Origin of the sequence: Siphonobacter sp. BAB-5385, from assembly GCF_002261125.1 — a bacterium.
GTDB lineage: Bacteria > Bacteroidota > Bacteroidia > Cytophagales > Spirosomataceae > Siphonobacter.
This window is the reverse complement of the sequence record NZ_NMPS01000170.1, coordinates 1-258: the sequence shown is the minus strand read 5'-3', so window position 1 is coordinate 258 and position 258 is coordinate 1. Positions and strand designations below refer to the sequence as shown.

1 protein-coding gene is annotated in these 258 nt (G+C 31.8%); it reads left to right on the top strand.

Translation table 11 applies throughout. The features are described from left to right. Window positions 1–258, top strand: a 258-nt coding sequence (locus tag BWI93_RS28270; RefSeq protein WP_217902293.1) for a hypothetical protein, incomplete at both ends; no start/stop codon positions are given.

The window sequence follows — 258 nt, the reverse complement described above, 5'->3', positions numbered from 1 at the left end:
AAAATTCAAGAAGTGCCTATAGATGAGATAGCTTTATATTTTTATGAAAGTAAACTAGCCGCGATCATAATTTCATTTGGGCACACTTATAATTATACTAAGCTTCAATTCGATCAAGTTAATTATGGTTTAAAAAATACTTTTGGCAAACCCTATTTAGACTGCCAAACTGGTATAAATGATGTCATAGATTGTGATGTGTGGCAGGGCAAAAAAGTTATACTCGAACACAATAGACTAAGAGATTCTGATGGAAAA